This is a genomic window from Bacillus sp. RE35, from assembly GCF_052146655.1.
GTDB classification, from domain to species: Bacteria; Bacillota; Bacilli; order Bacillales; family Bacillaceae_G; genus Bacillus_A; species Bacillus_A cereus.
The window spans coordinates 4,783,075-4,801,097 of the sequence record NZ_CP197377.1; the positions used below are offsets into that span (position 1 = coordinate 4,783,075).

Sequence of the window (18,023 nt, forward strand, 5' to 3'; positions counted from 1 at the left end):
CCTTCTTACTGAAAAAAGTATCACTGCATAGTTTTTAGAAATCCCTTTACTATTGTATCAAACTTTTCCGGTTGTTCCACATGAATTGCATGGCCAGCACCATGAATTTTGACAAATTTCGCATCAGACACGCAGTTTTCGATGTTTTTTAATATGCGGAAGAACTTTTCATCATATTCTCCGTTCATTAAAAGAACAGGTATTTTTAAGTTTTTCAGCTCATCCCACCATGAAGGCTGAGCCCCAGTTCCCATGCCGCGCAAGCTATTTGCGAGCCCTTTTGGGTTGTTAGCAAGTCGTTCTTTTCGCACCGCTTCTTGTACGTTTTTTGCTAAACGTTTTTGCGTTTCAAAAAGCGGAATATTTTCCCACATAGATACAAAAATTTCTATGCCTTCTCGCTCAATTTTATCGGCAAGTCGATCATCTTTTTCACGACGTTCTTTTCTATCCGCTTCGTCTTCGAGCCCAGCTGTACAATTTTCTAATAAAAGAGAGTGTACATAATCTGGATATAGACATGCCATCGTAATCGCCAGTCTTCCTCCCATTGAGTAGCCAAGTATATGTGCTTTTTCAATATGAAGGTAATCTAGTAGTTCTTTCATTTGCAATGCCACATTTCGGATATCATAATGCGCAACATCTTCAGGACTCTCCGTCTTTCCGTGCCCAACAAGATCCACTACAATAACTTGAAACTGCTCACCCCATGAAGAGATAAAAGAACGCCACGTTTCCATGCTTCCTGTAAAACCATGAAGAAGTAGAAGTGGTTCCCCGCTTCCGACTACTTCATATTCATACGATACACCTTGCAGCGTTACGTTCATTTTGATTCACCTTGCAACGATGTAGTAATTACGTCCTGTGTTTTTGCCCATAACGTACGGTGCAATGTTAAGTTTTCATCACGATTCGTACAAATTTCCACAACGTGTAAACCTTCTGTCGTCGTTCCTTTTCGAACTTCTTCTCGGAATTGCTCCCAACCATTTACACGGCTAAATGAACCGCCGTACATTTTGACAACGTGCTCATAATCAAGTCCAATTGGTGTTCCAAATAATGATTCAAAATGTTCCTTTTTCTCATACTGTGGTAAGAATGAGAAAATACCCCCACCATCATTATTTACAACGACAATTGTTATATTTAATTCATGTAATTTCGCTGCTAACAGTCCATTTAAATCGTGATAAAATGATAAATCACCAATCACTAATACAAGTGGGTCGCAAATAACGCTCGCTCCTAGAGCTGTCGAAATGATTCCATCAATACCATTTACACCACGGTTTGCCATCACATGGATGTTTTTATCCGATGTGAAGAAGAATGAGTCTGTATCACGAATTGGCATACTATTGCTCGCAAATAACGTTGCGTCTTCTGGTAATACGCGCACAATATCTGTAATAACCTTTCCTTCAAATGCAGTTTCATATGTTTCCATTTCACGAAGCGTTTCCTTCGTTTTTTCGTTTATATGTTGCCACATTAGGGACCAATCATTCTTTTTCATAACTGGCATTTTTTCTATTAACGCCTTGCAGAATTCAATGTCACTTGCTTGCACAACTTCTGTCGCAACAAGAGCTGGATCTCTCCATTGTCCTGATTCATCGACAACGATATGAACTGCTTTTGTTTGTTTTTTTATGAACTGCGTTAATGATTTAGAAACAGGCATACCACCAAAGCGAATTAAAACGTCCGGTTTCCATGTTTCTTTTAACTTTTCATTTCGTAAAAATGTATCATAACAGTCAATTACCATCGTTTTATCGTGGTGTCCGCTACGAATATTAGAAAGTGGGTCTGCTAATATAGGATAGCCAGTTTTTTCAGCTAGTTGCGTTGCAAACATTGCAATTTCTGCATGACTATCATCTCCACAAATAATAAGCCCCTTTTCCATATGTGAAAGGCGCCCTACAAGAGAATCTACATATTCACTCGGCATCACCGCGTTTCCTTGCTGAACTACTCCTGTATATTCACTACGTCCTTTATCCCATAAGCTTTCTAGTGAGAAATCAGGGATAAGTGGCTCGCGAACTGGAAAATTAAGATGAACAGGACCCTGCGGCGCTAAACAAGCATTTGCTACTATACGCTGCGTCGTCATACGAGCGTAATGATACATCGCTTCACTTGCTTCTGGCAGTGCCATCTCTGTAAATTGTTTCACAAAAGTACCGTATAAATTAAATTGATTCATTGCTTGTGGTGCACCCACATCTCTTAATTCATGCGGTCTATCCGCTGTTAAGACGATAAGTGGGACCCTTGAATGAAAAGCTTCACATACAGCTGGATAATAGTTCGCTGCTGCTGTTCCTGACGTACATAATAATGCTACTGGGCGTTTTTTTGCTTTCGCAATACCGAGCGCGAAAAATCCTGCTGATCTTTCATCCACATGTAAATATGTGTTCATTCCTTTGTGTTGTTCCATTAGTAAAGCAATCGGCGTTGACCGTGAGCCTGGACTAATGACAACATCACATACATCTAGACGCGTCAGTTCATCCACGAACGCGCCTAAATAATATGATAATGCTTCTATATGATTGTTCATTTCATTAATTCCTCCAAAGCACCAAGCATCGGTCTAAACTTCAAACTTGTTTCTTCATATTCAAGCTGCGGGATTGAATCAATTACAATACCACAACCGGCAAATAAGGATGCTTTCTCGCCGTTTAATAATCCGCAGCGCAGCGCAACCGCAAATTCACCATTTCCTTCATCATCTATCCAGCCAATCGGTGCACCATACAACCCTCTGTCTAACAATTCAACATCACGGATCAGTTTCATCGCTTCCAAACGAGGTGTCCCGCCAAGAGCTGGTGTTGGATGTAATTCTTCTACCATTGTTAAAAGACTCGCATCGCCTTTTGCTTCTACAGGCGTATATAAGTGAATTAAGTTTTTCGTTGTTAATAAACCTGGGCTTTCCGGAATATTAACGTATTCGCAATGTTCATTTAGTACCGAGCGGATCATGTTAACAACATACCCATGTTCAGCTAAATTCTTTTCATCATGAAGAAGCGCATTACTATTTCGCTTACTTTCTTCTATAGAATGACCATGACCGATTGAACCCGCAAGACACATCGATGTAAATTTCTCATCTTCTTTGCGAATTAATCTCTCAGGCGTCGCTCCTAAGAAGCATGCTCCTTTATAATCAAAAGAAAATACGTAACAATCCGGTTGACCAATGCGAAGTGCTTCTAAAACAAGAGCAGAATCAATCGAATGATTCATCTCTACTTTTAGTTCCCTCGCCAATACAACCTTCTGCACGTTACCCTGCTTCATCTCATCTTGTACTTTTTCAATTGCTTTCATCCAGCCTTTCGGATCCACTTCTACTTTAGAAATAACAGTCAATTTCGATCCGTTTAGCGCACATTTACTCTCTCCCAAAATCTTCTCTTCTAAAGAAATCATTTCGTTAGAAAGAGTTTCTGCACAATCTGTTGCTGAAACAAATGTATTCATCGTTAACCATGCTTTTTCATTTTTTACAGTTAATAAAAATGCTGGTAGTGAAAATGTCGTATCTTTAAATTCTTTCCATAGGTCCGTTTTCTCTTTTTCTGGATCAAATGAAAAACCACCAAATAAAAGCGGACCCGTTCCAAATTCATATTCATCTCTTTGGACAAATGCATTCTCTTTTACTTTCTCCCACTCGTCGCGAGCGGTTTGAAAGCGCTTATGAGAAGAATTTGCTATAGTGAAAACAGAGCCAATTCCTGCAAATATTACATGCTGAGCCGGGTCTGCAAAATAACATCTATTTTCGAATGAAATCCTTTTTCCTGCTGCATAGAACAGAAGCGGATCCACCCAGTCTATTTGTTTTACAAAACTAACCAATGTTTTTTCGTTAGTTGCACGCTTGATAGCTGCAATAAGAACTTCTTGCAAGCCTTTTTGTTTCGTTTGAATCACAATTGTCTCCCCCCTATGGGCGAAAAATAGTCATAATTACGCTTGATTTTAAGATACACCTCAAACGAAAGGCCTGTCAACGTTTAGCATTTCTGAGAAATTCACCTTCTCTTCCTAGAAAATAAACGTTGACACTAAATGATGCTTTTTCTACACTTAGTTGTGTACAATATGTGACCAAAGGAGGATTCAACATGGAAATGAACGTCAAAACGAATTCCTCTCCTACGGCGCCAAAGCCAAGTAAGCAAACAGGCTGGCGCATCTGGTGGAGTTTACTACGTCCCCATACATTAACAGCCGCTTTCGTACCTGTTTTCATCGGAACAGCATATTCGATGCAGGTCGGAGGTATAAATCAAATACATCTTCCTCTTTTCCTTATGATGCTTCTTGCTTGTCTTCTCATTCAAGCAGCAACAAACATGTTTAATGAATACTTTGATTATAAAAGAGGACTCGATCACGAAGGTTCAGTTGGTATCGGCGGCGCTATCGTTCGCGATGGCATTCAGCCAAAAACAGTGCTTAACTTAGCATTTGGATTTTTCGGCATCGCAATACTATTAGGTGTTTATATTTGTATAAATTCTAGCTGGTGGCTTGCTGCAATCGGTCTTGTTTGTATGGCCGTTGCTTACCTTTATACAGGTGGCCCACTTCCAATTGCATATACACCATTTGGAGAGTTGACAGCCGGATTATTTATGGGTGTCATTATTATTGGGATTTCATTCTTTATTCAAACTGGAACTGTAACATCAGAAGTCATTTTACTATCTATTCCAAGCTCCATTTTAATTGGTGCCATTTTACTAGCCAATAATATTCGTGACTTGGATGGCGATAAAGAAAACGGTCGTAAAACGTTAGCAATTCTCGTTGGACGCGAGCGAGCGGTTGGTGTACTTGCTTCGATGTTCATCGTTTCCTACATTTGGACAATTGCTTTAATTATCGTGGGCATCGTATCACCATGGATGCTTATCGTATTTTTAAGTGCGCCGAAAGCATTTAAAGCGACGAAAGGCTTTATCGGCAAAAGCATTCCGATGGAAATGGTACCTGCGATGATTGCAACAGCAAAAACAAATACAATCTTCGGTTTCCTAATGGGAATCGGATTATTACTTGGATACTTTCTATAAAAGGAGCTGCTTATGCGGCTCCTTTTTCATATCTAAAATTCATCTCATAATTCCTACTCTCAACGCTCATACTATGTAAAGAAACTGAATTGTAGGAAGGTGGACGACTATGTTAACTCCACAACAAGTAGGTCAATTTAAATCCATTTTAGAAAAACAAAAACAAGAACTAGAGCAAACGATACAAACTCATGAAAATACAGATCGTGCTTCTGAACGTGACTCAGTAGGAGAACTGTCTAGCTATGACAACCATCCAGGTGATATGGCTACAGAGCTATATGAACGGGAAAAAGACTTCGGGCTTATTGAACTTTGGCATAAACAGCTTGAGGACACGAAACATGCCTTGCAAAAAATAGAAGCGGGTACGTACGGCATTTGCGAAGTGTCTGGCGAAGAGATTCCATTTGAAAGATTGGAAGCAATGCCGACTGCTACAACATGCATCCAGCACGCGACAAATAAGTTAAATATGAATACACGACCAGTTGAAGAAGAAGTGTTGTCTCCTTCTTTCCACAAGCATGATGATGACAATTCTGTTGAGTACGATGCAGAAGATGCGTGGCAAGATGTCGCAAATTACGGAACATCTGAAACGCCGTCTGATTTAGAAAGACAAGATTCAAAAAACTATAATGGCATGTATGTAAATAGTGAAGAAAACGTAGGCTACGTGGAGGATTTTGAAAACTTTATCGGTACGGATATGTACGGGAAAAACCCACAAGTTTTCGCTACAGAAGAGCATGAAGAATATGAACAAATGCTTGATGATTTTGAAGAACGTACCTTCAAAGGTGAATTATCTTCAAATGAATCTAGTTCCAAAGAATAAAAAAAAGCATTCCGAAAATCGGAATGCTTTTTATCGCTAGCTAATTAGTTTTTTGTAACGTTAGCAGCTTGTGGTCCACGGTTACCTTCAACGATTTCGAAAGAAACTTCTTGACCTTCTTCTAAAGTTTTGAATCCGTCACCTTGGATAGCTGAGAAGTGAACGAATACATCGTCTCCACCTTCAACTTCGATGAAACCGAAACCTTTTTCGCTGTTGAACCATTTAACTTTACCTGTTTGCATGTCATGTACCTCCTAAATAAAAATGAAACTATGAATCCACATGAAAAGGTGGATATAAAGGACATGAATGTATAACAAGCTTACAGCCTTTAATTCAACGTGCTTTATTTCCGTACCACATTATGTAGCTCAATAGTGATTTCACTATATCACGCTATATCCAAAACGTCAAATGAGAACACTTTCATTCCACCATTTTTTTATAATTTTAATATAATGTTGAATTTCCATATTCATATATTATCCCGCCATTTGTGGACAGCTTGATTGGCGGGAGCTGATAATCAGTTTTGGCTGGTTCCACTTTATTTGAAAATTAACAAAACTAAAGTATTCTAATCCTATTAAATTCTGTACAATATAAGTATCTATTACATACGAGGTGAAAAAAATGAGAGCACACGAAATCGAGTATAAGTTATATGGCGATGATATGCAGTTTGTTGAAATTGAGTTAGATCCAGAAGAGAGCGTGATCGCAGAAGCTGGCGCAATGATGATGATGGAAGATTACATAGAAATGGAAACAATCTTCGGTGATGGTTCTGGCCCATCTGGAGGTTTATTCGGAAAATTAATGGGCGCTGGTAAACGTCTCGTTACAGGCGAAAGTATGTTTATGACTGTATTTACAAATACAGGTCACGGCAAACGCCACGTCTCATTTGCTGCTCCTTATCCTGGTAAAATTATTCCTGTAGATTTAACAGAATATCAAGGAAAAGTAGTTTGTCAAAAAGATGCCTTTCTTTGTGCCGCAAAAGGTGTTTCTATCGGAATTGAATTTACGAAAAAAATAGGAACTGGTTTCTTCGGTGGTGAAGGTTTCATCATGCAGAAACTTGAAGGTGACGGCCTTGCTTTCATGCACGCAGGTGGAACTGTATATAAACGTGAATTAAAACCTGGTGAGAAACTTCGCATTGATACAGGTTGTCTCGTTGCTATGACAAAAGACATTAACTATGATGTCGAGTTCGTCGGTAAAGTAAAAACAGCTCTATTTGGCGGCGAGGGTTTATTCTTCGCAACATTAGAAGGTCCTGGAACAGTTTGGATTCAGTCCTTAACACTTAGCCGCTTAGCAGCACGCCTTACAAGCCCAGCAGCGCAAAGTACTGGCGAAGGTAGTGTATTAGGTGGACTTGGTCGTTTATTAGATGGGAAAGAGTAAACTGTGCCCTTATGTAGGCATGGCCATCAACTAATAAAATAATAAAATTAAAACACCCTTACTTGCAGTAATGCAGTGAAAGGGTGTTTTAATTTACGTCTACAAACGAGAAAAAGCAGTTAAAATAAAGTAATAAGGTTTACTTCAGGAAAATAAGGTATATTATATTTGTTGAATAGATTCTCTTTAGAGACAAGAAAAGTAGGTGAACAAAGTGGGAAAATATCAATTGGATTCCAAAAGTCAGGTAGCTGTGGCAAAGTTCCATGAAAAACAGAAACCTGCCAAATTTGATAAAAAGCAGAAACTTGAACAATTACGTGCGGAGTATTTGAAAAAAAAAGCAAAAACAAACAGATAAATAATATGTTTCGTTTCCCGAAATTTTCGGTATATAGTGCGAACAAACACAAGTAAATAGGTAATCATCGTTCAAATATATACAGGCTATTTTTTCAAACCTCTTACAAGCCCAGCATTATAAAGTACTGGTGAAAGTAGTATATTAGGTGGCCTTGTTCACCTTTTAGATGGAAAAGAGTAAAAAATGCCTCCAATGCAAAAAAACATCGGAGGCATTTCTCTAAAGTTTATGACTATGGCACTTTATTTTTACTGCGGAGGGCTATACATACCATTTCGAATCATATAATACTCCATCGCTTCATTAAGCCATGTCTCTTCTTCTTCCTTGTAAGGAGATGGCATCATATTATTATATTGTTCTTCTACATTCTCTAATTTACCTAAAGAATACATTGTCTCTTCACCAACATACTTAAGAGTCGCCTTCATATGTTCATCAGCCAATTTTTGCACTTCTGAATCCTCAATTTGTCTTCCAAATAACCTTTTCACTTCTTTTGCTAAACGCACAAACTCTTTATCAAGTGCTATGCGCTCTTCTTCCGACTTATTATATAATCCATCAGCCAAGTCTTTTGATACATATCCTTCAAGCCATAAACGTTGTTCGTTTTCTTTTTGAATGCTGTTAATTAGACTCATTAATATGTCACTATCCAACTCTTCATCTTCCTCAAGACATACCATTGTTCGTTCAAGCGTCTTTATCGAAACTTCAATGTGTCTTCTCTTTTCTTCAAAGGCTTTTCTTTGTTGTTCCAACGTTTCTTTTAAATTTACATTCAAACTTGGCATTTTCAGCATAACGCGTATTTCTTCTAAACTATATCCTAATACTTTAAGACTCACTATTTTCTGTAGCTCTAATATATCTTTTCCTTTGTACAAACGGTGACCAGAGCTAACATTCTTTTCAGGTTTAAGTAGTCCAATTTCATCGTAATATTGTAGTGTCCGTATTGATGTGCCTGTTCTCTTTGAAAACTCACCAATTGAACAGCCTTCCTTTTTGCTCATCTTACACTCCTCCTAACAATATGTTTACAAAAATCATACTCCCTCACGTAGCTGTAGGTTCAAGCACTTTTTCCAAAAGAATGAATCAAGTTCCTCACTGCATATATTAAACTATACTTTTTCTTAAGGAGGGCTTCCTTAATGCGTACTCCTTTATCCTTTGATAAAGACACTGCCATACTGTTAGCTTCTTGTTGTGAGTTAACGTATGAACAATATAAACAAAATGGCATTTTCGAAATACCAGATGGTTTTCAATATGTACAAGGGTTTCAAGGAAAGGCCATTCAAACAACAGAATGGTTCGGATTTATATTAGAATCTGAGGATACAATTATTGTTGCCTTCAGAGGCACTCAAACAGATCCAGATTGGATTATTGATTCTCTCGTCAATCAAAAACCTTATCCTTATGCTTTAAATGGCGGAAATGTCCATAACGGTTTTCTCTCTATTTATGAGTCTTGTCGTGATTCTATTATGGATATGCTCGTATCATTGCCAGCACATAAAAAACTGCTAGCTACTGGGCATAGTCTAGGTGGCGCGCTTGCCACATTACACATATTAGATGCACGTATAAATACTGCCTTCGCACAGTATGGACTTTATACATTCGCTTCTCCAAAAGTAGGAGATATCGCTTTTCGAAATTATTATAAACTACAAGTAGCTAGTAGCTTTCGTTTCGTCAACTTGTTCGATGTCGTCCCACTTCTCCCTCCCCGAAACATAAATTTTAATGATCATGATTGGGAGTATGCACACGTCCATCACAACATGACATTTACAAAAAACACAAAATCCATTACAAATAATCATTCCATTACAACATACAAAACATGTCTGACTTCTCATTTTTAACCAGTAAACAATTGGAAATAAAATATTCGTATACTATAATAATGTATGAAGTTATTTTTGGATGAGGGGACCTTACATGTTAAAATTTATCTTCGCACTTTTTCTTATTGTAATTTTTACGGTTACAGGTTTCTTTACATTTTCATACTTTGCGACAGGAGAGTATGATGGGGCAGGTATCATATATACCACTGTTCCATTTCTTTCTTAAGCAAAATAAATAAAACGAGCTTAATTTTATTAAGCTCGTTTTATTTATTAATATCCATTTTTGTTGGTAAATCGATAATATATCTCCCAATATAGCAACCTCTTTAAAACTGTTTAACTGCATTACCGATACCCCAAATTTCATTACTGTACTGCAAAATCGTTCGATCGCTCGCAAAATGACCAGACTGTGCAATATTTAAAATAGACATTTCTAGCCACTTCGTTCGGTTCTCATAAGCTCTACCAACAGCTTCTTGTCTTTCAGCATACGGACCAAAATCTCGCAGAACGAAATATTCATCGTTTTGAATAACGAGAGAATCGTAAATCGCTTCAAATTCAGCTCCCGATTGTGCAAAGAAACCATTTGTTAATTGATCAACTACTTTTTTAATGTGCCTATTGTGGTGATAATAATCACTTGCACGATACCCACCATTTTGATAGTAATGAAGAACCTCTTCGGCTGTTAAACCGAAAATAAAACAGTTATCCTCACCGACCCGGTCTTTTATTTCAACGTTAGCACCGTCTAGCGTTCCGAGTGTAATCGCACCATTCATCATAAATTTCATATTACCTGTTCCCGATGCTTCTTTACTCGCCGTTGAAATTTGTTCACTTACATCCGCTGCTGGGAATATATCTTCAGCTAAAGAAACTCGATAGTTTTCTAGAAAGATAACTTTCATATATTGACTGACATACGGGTCATTATTTACTTTTCTTGCGAGTTCATTTATTAATTTAATAATTTTTTTCGCGTAATAATAGCCAGGTGATGCTTTCGCTCCAAAAATAAAAGTACGCGGATAAAATGTAAAACTAGCATCCTCTTTCAAACGGTTATACAAATATAAAATATGAAGAACATTTAATAATTGTCGTTTATAAGCATGTAATCTTTTCACTTGCACATCAAAAATAGAATTTGGATCAATGGTAATCCCCATTGTATTATGAATACGCTCCGCTAAAATCTCTTTACGCTCTTGTTTTACCTCTGCAAATTTCTCTTGGAAACTCGCATCATATTGAACTAATTGTAGCTCTTGAAGCTTAATCGGTTCTTTCTTCCACTCCGTTCCAATCGCCTCTGAAATGAGATTTGTTAACTGTGGATTTGCTTTCATAAGCCAGCGCCTATGAGCAATTCCATTCGTCTTATTATTAAACTTATCTGGATAAAATTCATAAAACAATCGCATTTCCCGCTGCTTTAATATTTCCGTATGAATTTTTGCTACACCGTTTACGCTATGGCTACCGACAATCGCTAAATGAGCCATTTTCACAAGGTCATGTGCAATAATCGCCATTGCTTCAATACGATCCCACTCATACGGATACTGTTCCCACAGTTCATGACAGAAACGTTCATTAATCTCTTCAATAATCATATAAATTCTCGGTAATAACGGTTTAAAAATGTGAATTGGCCACTTTTCGAGCGCTTCTGATAACGTCGTATGATTCGTATAAGAAATCGTCTGCGTCGTTATGTGCCAAGCTTCTTCCCATGCTAACTTTTCTTCGTCTAGTAAAATACGCATCAGTTCCGGAATTGCTAAAACCGGATGTGTATCGTTAATGTGGATCGCAATTTTTTCATGTAGTTGACGAAGGTCACCATATCTTTCTCTATGCATTCGAACAATATTTTGCAAACTTGCTGATACGAGGAAATACTGTTGTTTTAAACGAAGTATTTTTCCCTCATCATGCGTATCATCTGGATATAAAAACTCCGATACAGCCTCTGTTTCACGCTTATATTTCAAAATATCTTTGCAGTTTTGCGGGAAAGGAACTGGTTCAGCATTCCAAAGTCTAAGTGTATTTACAGTACTCGTCTCATAGCCAACTACCGGCACATCATATGGCACGGCCATAATGACTTCTGCATTTGTATGCCTAAACTCTAAACGCCCGTCAATTTCTAGCGGTTCAACACTGCCGAAATAACTTACTTCTACAGCTTGATCATGCCTTCTTACTTCCCATACGTTTTCATGAAGAAGCCACTGTTCTGGAAATTCAACTTGATAACCATCAACAATTTTCTGATCAAACAAACCATGTTTATAACGAATTCCACAGCCGTGTCCTGGCAAGTTTAAAGATGCAAGTGAATCGAGAAAACAGGCTGCTAAGCGTCCAAGCCCACCATTACCAAGGCCTGCATCTGCTTCCACTTCTTCTAACTCTTGTAACGAAATCCCTAGTTCAGATAACCCCTGCTCGCATACATCTCGAATACCTAAATTCAAGATGTTACTTCCAAGCAAACGTCCAAGCAAAAACTCAATAGACAAGTAATACATTTGCTTTTGCTCTCCGGATCGATAACTCTCGTTCGTTGCAATCCATTGACTATTCATATACTCACGTACCATATGGCCGAGTGTATTATATTGATCACGAGTTGTAGAATCTTTAAAACTTTTACCATACATCGTCTCTAACTTTTCTAGAAAAGTTGATTTAAAACTTTCAACATGAGTAAACATTTTTTCACCACCTACATGTTATTCCATGAGACTTTTATACAATTCCTTATAAGCAAGAGCCGATTGCTCCCAGCTATAATCTTCAGTCATCGCTTGTTTTACAAGCTGCTCCCACACTGGTTTATCATGATAGAATTCAATTGCACGATGAATCGTATGCAGCATGTCATGTGCATTAAAATTCGTGAAACTGAAACCATTTCCTTCTCCAGTTTCTTCATCATAAGAATGTACCGTGTCGTTTAACCCACCTGTTTCTCTTACAATTGGAATCGTACCGTATGCTAATGCGATAAGTTGTCCAAGTCCACACGGTTCAAACAGCGATGGCATTAAAAACAAATCGCTTCCCGCATACACTTGGTGAGCTAATTCTTCATTAAATCCGATATAAACTTTTACCTTCTCCGGATACTCATATGCCATCCACTCAAAGAATTGCTCATATTCCGAATCACCTGAACCTAAAATAATACATTGTACATCTTCTTCCATTATTTCGCGGAATACAGTACGTACTAAATCAAGACCTTTTTGCTTCGTTAATCTCGTTACCATTGAAATAATTGGTGTATCCTCTTTTTCTGGCAAACCAAAATAACGCTGCAAGGCGCGTTTATTTTCACTCTTTTCATATATTGACTCTGCATCATACTGGGCCTTAATATACGAATCCGTTTCTGGATTATATACGCTCGTATCAATACCATTTACAATGCCGCTAAGCTTATCATTATATTTTCGCAGTAATCCATCTAACTTCTCACCGAAAAATTCATATTGAATTTCTTCTTTATACGTCGGGCTCACCGCTGTAATTTGATCCGAAGCAATAATACCGCCTTTCATAAAGTTTACGTTTCCATAAAACTCTAGCTGCTCACTATGAAAATATTCATCACCAAGCTCTAACAAGTCGTACATCACTTCAGGAGGAAATACACCTTGGAACTGCAAGTTATGAATCGTATATACCGTTTTAATACGCTCATATAACGGGTTATCTTGATACTTTTCACGAAGTAAGAAATTAACCATAGCCGTATGCCAATCATGGCTATGAAGAACATCCACTTCAAAATCAAGGTGCGGAATACACTCTAACACTGCTTTTGAGAAATAAGAAAAACGCTCTCCGTCATCGTAATGACCATACAGAGAATCTCTCTTAAAATAATATTCATTATCTATTAAGTAATACGTAATTCCGTCTTGCTCACCTTTTAAAATTCCACAATATTGATTTCTCCACCCAAGAGGGACGTTAATTACTTTATGTAACGTACATCCATCTCTTAACTTTTGCGGAATGAGACTATAATTCGGAAGTATAATACGAACGTCCACTCCTAATTTTTTTAGCTCTTTTGGGAGCGCACCCGCTACATCAGCTAATCCTCCCGATTTCACAAACGGTACACATTCTGATACTGCAAATAAAATATTCACTTGTTGTCCCACTGCGCGAAAAGTTTTTATTACTCCTCTTGCAGCTTCCTCCCTTCGAGTTTTCATTTAAATTAAAACTTTAATCAGTGGAGGAAAAAGCCCCCACTGATTCTTTAGGAATAACTATTAATCGTACTGTTTTGTACGCTTCCTTTTTCTACAACATACGGCTCATCGGCGCTTCCTTTTAATACGACACCGTCGCCAATTTTCACGTCTTTATCAATAATAACACCGTCTATTATACAGTTATCTCCAATTTGGCTCTTTTGCATAATAATACTGTTACGAATAATTGAACCTTTTCCAATTTTAACCGAACGGGAAACAACACTGTTTTCGACTTCCCCTTCAATAATACTGCCATTTGCAATCATTGTATTTTTCACGACTGCACCCTTTAAATAACGAGTTGGTGGCTCATCTTTTACTTTCGTAAAGATCGGTGCTTCTTTCTTAAATAATTGCTTCCAAATAGCAGGTTGCAAAATTTCTAAGCTATGTTTATAGTAACTTTCAATCGAGTCAATAATTGCTACATATCCAGTATGTTCATATGTAGCAATATGTAATGATTTCCCGCGCTTTTCTCTCACTACATCAAATAAACTGTATTGTTCCACACCTTTATATGACTCAAATAAGTCTAACAATAATTGTTTCTTTAACACGTATGTTTGAAGCGAAACCCCTTCATGGCAAACTTCTGTAATATCAGCTGCCGTATGTATATGTCGCTCTAACACCGCTTGAAAATTTAATGCTGTTACGAGATGGCTATTCGTAATAACAACGTACTCTTCTCTGCTTCTTAGAAAATAATCAATATGTCTTCTAAAGTGTGCAAAAGACCCAAATTCATCTTGGTCACATTGGCAGTTTGGCGGGAATAAAAATAGTCCGTCTCGTTTTCTATCTAAATCCCACTGTTTTCCTGAACCAACATGGTCCATTAACGAACGATTTTTATGGCTTGTAAAAACTGCCACACTATGAATACTAGAATTCACCATATTTGAAAGCATGAAATCAATGAGTCGATAACGGCCCCCAAACGGTAACGCCGCTAGTGAACGATGCCCTGTTACTTTCTTTAAGGAAGGAAAACTTCCCGTTGCATTAATAATTCCTAACATTTTTTCTCCCATTCATTTCATCCCCCTTTTCTATTTCCCTTCAGCAATTAATACTACATCGTCAACATTCTTTTCTGGACGAATGATTGTTCCATCTTCGATAACCATTTCTGATCCAACAATCGCTCTTTCAATCACAACATTTTTACCAATCTTAGCCCCTGGCATAACAACAGAATCAATCACCATACTTCCTTCTTCCACCGTCACTCCTTGGAATAACACAGAATGCTTCACGTCCCCTTCAATGACGCATCCTTCGTTAATAAGCGATTCTTCTACTTTCGCCTTTTCAGCAATATATTGAGGCGGTTCGTTTGGATTGACAGAGTAAATACGCCAATTACGATCGTTTAAATTCAGTGATGTTTCATCGCGAAGCAAATCCATATTCGCTTCCCATAAGCTCTTCACCGTTCCAACATCTTTCCAATATCCTTCAAACGGATACGCCATTAACTTCTTCCCTTCATCCAATAAAAGCGGAAGTACGTCTTTTCCGAAATCGTTACTAGATTCAGGGTTTCTTGCATCCATCTCTAAATACTCTTTCAAAATTGACCAATTAAAAATATAGATTCCCATTGATGCAAGATTACTTCTTGGAAATTGTGGTTTCTCTTCAAACTCAACAATCTCCATTTCTTCATTTGTATTCATAATGCCAAAGCGACTCGCTTCATCCCAAGGTACTTCAATAACAGAAATGGATACGTCCGATTCTTTCTCAATATGGTAATCTAGCATCTTACTGTAATCCATTTTATAAATATGGTCGCCTGATAAAATAAGAACATACTCTGGTTCATATTGACTTAAATAGTTTAAGTTTTGATAAATGGCACTTGCCGTACCTGTGTACCACTTCACACCTGAAGACTCCGCATAAGGAGGTAATACTGTGACTCCACCGCTTACTCGGTCTAAATCCCATGCATTGCCGATTCCGATATAATTATGAAGTTCTAGTGGTTGATATTGCGTTAAAATCCCAACCGTTTCAATACCAGAATTTGCGCAGTTACTTAGCGTAAAATCAATAATGCGATATTTACCACCAAATGGAACAGCTGGCTTAGCTAAATTTTTTGTTAATGCACTTAATCGACTACCTTTTCCCCCTGCTAGTAACATTGCTACGCACTTTTGTTTTTGAGCCATCTTGTTTTTTGCTCCCCTTTCTCGTCTTCACTGGTCGTAATATGGATACGCCAAATGGTGGAATTGTAATCTCTACATGTGCTGCTTGATTATGGTACGGTTCTAGAATTGTCTTAAGACGTTTCTTATTCACTTGCCCCGAACCGCCATATTGCTGTGCATCACTGTTTAAAATCTCGTTATAATACTCGAAATCTGGTACACCTACTTTATAGTTTTCATATGTAGCTTTCGTAAAATTACATACGACAACTAACGCATCTTCTTGTTTATCCCCTTGGCGGATAAAAGAGAAAATACTTTGCTCATTATTATTAGCATCAATCCACTGAAAACCTTCAGGTGAATGGTCAAGCTGCCAAAGTGGTTTTGAGCGCTTATACAATGCTATGAGCTCATTAAAGTAATCATGCATATAACGATGCATTTCAAAATCATGTAAATTCCAATCTAAATCTTCAAGGTCTTTCCACTCATCAAACTGTCCGAATTCTCCTCCCATGAAAAGTAACTTCTTTCCTGGGTGAGTAAAGAAATATCCATATAATAAACGAAGTTGAGCAAACTTATCCCAGTAATCACCTGGCATTTTATTTAATAACGACTTTTTCCCATGAACGACTTCATCATGAGAAAGCGGTAATATGAAGTTTTCAGAGTACGCATATAGTAAAGAAAACGTCATTTTCTCATGAATGTGTTTCCTATATTCAGGCGCACACTCCATATATTTCAGCACGTCATTCATCCAGCCCATGTTCCATTTGTAATTGAATCCAAGCCCACCTTCATACGTTGGAGTTGTTACAAGTGGCCAAGCTGTTGAATCTTCTGCCGTCATAAGAAAATCTTCATCCTCTGCAAACACCGCTTCATTTAACTCCCTTAAAAATGAAACAGCATGCTCATTACTTTGCTCTTGTCCTTCTTTATTCCAGTACAACATGTTCGCAACTGCATCAACTCTGAAACCATCAATATGGAAATATCTCATCCAAAATAACGCATTTGAAATTAAGAAATTACGTACCTCTCTCTTTCCTAAATCAAAATTGACAGTTCCCCATACTGGATTTTCTTGTACATCTTTATCTTTATATTCATAGGTCGGTGTACCATCAAACAAATATAAACCGTGAGCATCTTTACAAAAATGCCCCGGCACCCAATCTAAAATGACACCGATTCCATATTTATGACATTCGTCGACAAAATGCATTAAATCATGCGGCGTACCAAATCTACTCGTCGCTGCATAATATCCCGTTCCTTGATATCCCCAAGAACGATCATATGGATGCTCAACAAGCGGCATAATTTCAATATGTGTAAATTGATGTTCCACCACATATGGAATGAGTTCTTCTACCATTTCCCTGTAAGAATACAGTGTTCCATCTTCTTTCTTTTTCCAAGAACCAAAATGCAATTCATAAACTGTCATCGCTTCTTTATAAATCGATTTTTTCTTTTTCTTACGATTCCAGTTTTTATCATTCCATTCATATCCTTTTATATCAAAAACTACAGATGCCGTATTCGGTCTTACTTCTGCATATACAGCATACGGATCTGCCTTTAAAATGACGTCACCAGCCAACGTTTCAATCGCATATTTATATATTTCTCCTTCTTCAATATGCGGTATAAATAAGGACCAAATGCCTTCTTCTGTCACTTGTAGCATCTTATGTTGCTCATAATCCCACTCATTAAAATCCCCAACAACACTCATTGCTTTCGCATGAGGAGCCCACACTGTAAATCGTACCCCTTGAATCTCATCTTCCGTCACAACATGCGCGCCAAAGATGTTATAACTTTCATAGTACTTTTCTGTATGAAACTCATCTCGTTTCACTTCTTCACAATTTATTACATTCAATATGCTCACCTCACTTAGATGACAGAATTTTTTATACTT

The 18,023-nt window shown here is 37.7% G+C and carries 16 protein-coding genes; 6 read left to right on the top strand and 10 right to left on the bottom strand.

The window, feature by feature from the left end; genetic code table 11:
- Positions 1-20 precede the first annotated feature (20 nt).
- Genes menH through ACTL4X_RS24515 form a run of 3 tightly spaced genes read right to left on the bottom strand, consistent with a single transcriptional unit; the run spans position 21 to position 3,975 of the window.
- Positions 21-833: a 2-succinyl-6-hydroxy-2,4-cyclohexadiene-1-carboxylate synthase gene (gene menH, locus ACTL4X_RS24505; protein WP_144560725.1), complete on the bottom strand. Its 813-nt coding sequence runs from the start codon at positions 831-833 to the stop codon at positions 21-23.
- Positions 830-2,584, bottom strand: coding sequence for a 2-succinyl-5-enolpyruvyl-6-hydroxy-3-cyclohexene-1-carboxylic-acid synthase (gene menD, locus ACTL4X_RS24510; protein WP_441394960.1), 1,755 nt, complete (start codon positions 2,582-2,584; stop codon positions 830-832). Before menD ends, menH begins: the two co-directional genes overlap by 4 nt.
- Complete coding sequence (locus tag ACTL4X_RS24515) at positions 2,581-3,975, bottom strand: isochorismate synthase (RefSeq protein WP_000616738.1); 1,395 nt, start codon at positions 3,973-3,975, stop codon at positions 2,581-2,583. The genes menD and ACTL4X_RS24515 overlap by 4 nt, the downstream gene beginning before the upstream one ends.
- Positions 3,976-4,169: 194 nt before the next feature.
- On the opposite strand from ACTL4X_RS24515, the gene ACTL4X_RS24520 reads away from it, so the two are divergent.
- Together ACTL4X_RS24520 and ACTL4X_RS24525 are read left to right on the top strand one after the other, a co-directional pair.
- Positions 4,170-5,123, top strand: a complete 954-nt coding sequence (locus ACTL4X_RS24520; protein ID WP_000425766.1) for a 1,4-dihydroxy-2-naphthoate polyprenyltransferase — start codon at positions 4,170-4,172, stop codon at positions 5,121-5,123.
- A gap of 109 nt (positions 5,124-5,232) precedes the next feature.
- Positions 5,233-5,964 (top strand): yteA family sporulation protein, encoded by a 732-nt coding sequence (locus ACTL4X_RS24525; RefSeq protein WP_000957395.1) that lies wholly within the window; start codon positions 5,233-5,235, stop codon positions 5,962-5,964.
- A gap of 44 nt (positions 5,965-6,008) precedes the next feature.
- Here the strand turns inward: ACTL4X_RS24525 and cspD are convergent, their stop codons facing one another.
- Entirely contained in the window at positions 6,009-6,209 is a 201-nt protein-coding gene (cspD, locus tag ACTL4X_RS24530) for a cold-shock protein CspD (protein WP_001193054.1), read from the bottom strand.
- 391 nt (positions 6,210-6,600) lie between these two features.
- Between cspD and ACTL4X_RS24535 the strand changes: the two genes are divergently transcribed.
- Together ACTL4X_RS24535 and ACTL4X_RS24540 are read left to right on the top strand one after the other, a co-directional pair.
- Positions 6,601-7,383 (top strand): TIGR00266 family protein, encoded by a 783-nt coding sequence (locus ACTL4X_RS24535; protein ID WP_001201257.1) that lies wholly within the window; start codon positions 6,601-6,603, stop codon positions 7,381-7,383.
- A gap of 214 nt (positions 7,384-7,597) precedes the next feature.
- Positions 7,598-7,744, top strand: a complete 147-nt coding sequence (locus ACTL4X_RS24540) for a hypothetical protein (RefSeq protein ID WP_172605264.1) — start codon at positions 7,598-7,600, stop codon at positions 7,742-7,744.
- A 251-nt stretch (positions 7,745-7,995) separates the two neighbouring features.
- Here ACTL4X_RS24540 and ACTL4X_RS24545 read toward each other — a convergent pair whose 3' ends face one another.
- Positions 7,996-8,766 carry a MerR family transcriptional regulator gene (locus ACTL4X_RS24545; RefSeq protein WP_441394961.1) on the bottom strand — a complete coding sequence of 257 codons (771 nt, stop codon included), beginning with the start codon at positions 8,764-8,766 and terminating at the stop codon, positions 7,996-7,998.
- 141 nt (positions 8,767-8,907) lie between these two features.
- Between ACTL4X_RS24545 and ACTL4X_RS24550 the strand changes: the two genes are divergently transcribed.
- A complete protein-coding gene (locus ACTL4X_RS24550) occupies positions 8,908-9,630 on the top strand; it encodes a lipase family protein (RefSeq protein ID WP_001260111.1) in 723 nt (240 codons plus the stop codon).
- A gap of 76 nt (positions 9,631-9,706) precedes the next feature.
- Positions 9,707-9,841 carry a hypothetical protein gene (locus ACTL4X_RS24555; protein WP_000911075.1) on the top strand — a complete coding sequence of 45 codons (135 nt, stop codon included), beginning with the start codon at positions 9,707-9,709 and terminating at the stop codon, positions 9,839-9,841.
- 103 nt (positions 9,842-9,944) lie between these two features.
- Here ACTL4X_RS24555 and glgP read toward each other — a convergent pair whose 3' ends face one another.
- The 5 genes from glgP to glgB form a co-directional block, all read right to left on the bottom strand.
- A complete protein-coding gene (gene glgP, locus ACTL4X_RS24560) occupies positions 9,945-12,353 on the bottom strand; it encodes a glycogen phosphorylase (RefSeq protein ID WP_000494099.1) in 2,409 nt (802 codons plus the stop codon).
- A gap of 18 nt (positions 12,354-12,371) precedes the next feature.
- A complete protein-coding gene (gene glgA, locus ACTL4X_RS24565) occupies positions 12,372-13,802 on the bottom strand; it encodes a glycogen synthase GlgA (protein ID WP_086692120.1) in 1,431 nt (476 codons plus the stop codon).
- Positions 13,803-13,915: 113 nt separating this feature from the next.
- Positions 13,916-14,950, bottom strand: coding sequence for a glucose-1-phosphate adenylyltransferase subunit GlgD (gene glgD, locus ACTL4X_RS24570; RefSeq protein ID WP_000504168.1), 1,035 nt, complete (start codon positions 14,948-14,950; stop codon positions 13,916-13,918).
- An 18-nt stretch (positions 14,951-14,968) separates the two neighbouring features.
- A complete protein-coding gene (glgC, locus tag ACTL4X_RS24575) occupies positions 14,969-16,099 on the bottom strand; it encodes a glucose-1-phosphate adenylyltransferase (RefSeq protein WP_000057619.1) in 1,131 nt (376 codons plus the stop codon).
- A complete protein-coding gene (glgB, locus tag ACTL4X_RS24580) occupies positions 16,047-17,984 on the bottom strand; it encodes a 1,4-alpha-glucan branching protein GlgB (protein WP_063548917.1) in 1,938 nt (645 codons plus the stop codon). Before glgB ends, glgC begins: the two co-directional genes overlap by 53 nt.
- Positions 17,985-18,023: the final 39 nt, after the last annotated feature.

Bases quoted from the DNA above. Each gene is read 5' to 3' on its own strand.
- ACTL4X_RS24520 (WP_000425766.1), top strand. From the start codon at position 4,170: ATGGAAATGAACGTCAAAACGAATTCCTCTCCTACGGCGCCAAAGCCA.
- ACTL4X_RS24545 (WP_441394961.1), bottom strand. From the start codon at position 8,766: ATGAGCAAAAAGGAAGGCTGTTCAATTGGTGAGTTTTCAAAGAGAACA.
- ACTL4X_RS24555 (WP_000911075.1), top strand. From the start codon at position 9,707: ATGTTAAAATTTATCTTCGCACTTTTTCTTATTGTAATTTTTACGGTT.
- ACTL4X_RS24550 (WP_001260111.1), top strand. From the start codon at position 8,908: ATGCGTACTCCTTTATCCTTTGATAAAGACACTGCCATACTGTTAGCT.
- menH (WP_144560725.1), bottom strand. From the start codon at position 833: ATGAACGTAACGCTGCAAGGTGTATCGTATGAATATGAAGTAGTCGGA.
- glgC (WP_000057619.1), bottom strand. From the start codon at position 16,099: ATGGCTCAAAAACAAAAGTGCGTAGCAATGTTACTAGCAGGGGGAAAA.
- ACTL4X_RS24535 (WP_001201257.1), top strand. From the start codon at position 6,601: ATGAGAGCACACGAAATCGAGTATAAGTTATATGGCGATGATATGCAG.
- menD (WP_441394960.1), bottom strand. From the start codon at position 2,584: ATGAACAATCATATAGAAGCATTATCATATTATTTAGGCGCGTTCGTG.
- glgD (WP_000504168.1), bottom strand. From the start codon at position 14,950: ATGGGAGAAAAAATGTTAGGAATTATTAATGCAACGGGAAGTTTTCCT.
- cspD (WP_001193054.1), bottom strand. From the start codon at position 6,209: ATGCAAACAGGTAAAGTTAAATGGTTCAACAGCGAAAAAGGTTTCGGT.
- glgP (WP_000494099.1), bottom strand. From the start codon at position 12,353: ATGTTTACTCATGTTGAAAGTTTTAAATCAACTTTTCTAGAAAAGTTA.
- ACTL4X_RS24525 (WP_000957395.1), top strand. From the start codon at position 5,233: ATGTTAACTCCACAACAAGTAGGTCAATTTAAATCCATTTTAGAAAAA.